This window comes from Pseudoalteromonas sp. Z1A8 (genome assembly GCF_011378855.1).
Classification (GTDB): Bacteria; Pseudomonadota; Gammaproteobacteria; order Enterobacterales; family Alteromonadaceae; genus Pseudoalteromonas.
This window is the reverse complement of the sequence record NZ_WTLB01000091.1, coordinates 7,191-7,872: the sequence shown is the minus strand read 5'-3', so window position 1 is coordinate 7,872 and position 682 is coordinate 7,191. Positions and strand designations below refer to the sequence as shown.

Genomic DNA, 682 nt, shown 5'->3' with positions numbered 1-682 from the left:
GCCAGGTTCAATTCCAAAGAAATTAAGGGCAATGCGAGAACGAGTGAAACGTTATATTCTTCCAGAAAAAAGAAAACGGCCCAGAAGTAGGACCGTTCGAATTTCAAAAACTCGGTACACCATTAAGTCAAAACATGCTTAACTGAATGGTGTTAGCCTATATGGGTCGCTTTTACACTTTTAATAAGTTTGAAGCTTGCAACCTCCTCAAATACCAACACTTATATTAAAAACATACCTGCAATTTAATGAAATGACCCACCCATTAAAGGTGCTATATAGATTTCAATTAAATCTACCCCCTGCTGCGTTAAATATTTCCGATTTAAACAAACTATATTTAATAACAGCGCCCACTACGTAATTACTCTAGTGAGTAATTAAATTGAACGGGAAATTATGACATACAATTGTTATCGCTAAATGCTCTCTGCATTTCTTCACCTTTTGCACTCACACAGTAGTATATAAATAACGTTTAATACCAGCCTGCTTATATACGGGGCTATTTAACGATAAGAAAATCACACTAGAGCTAGGCGAATTTTTGTATCTAGTTGTTCTAAATAAAAACTTTTAACGACGTTATAGTTGCAATTTAGTTCGTTAAATTGCTCAAAGATTTATGCAGGTTGAAATAGCACAGTGAGTGAGCTATTTAATGCGATAAAATGATCATGCT

Annotated in this window: 1 pseudogene; it reads left to right on the top strand. The window is 34.6% G+C overall.

Annotated elements, in window-relative coordinates:
- Nucleotides 1-142: pseudogene (locus tag GQR55_RS19395) on the top strand (IS4 family transposase); the annotation flags it as partial.
- Between the last annotated feature and the right edge of the window lie 540 nt (nucleotides 143-682).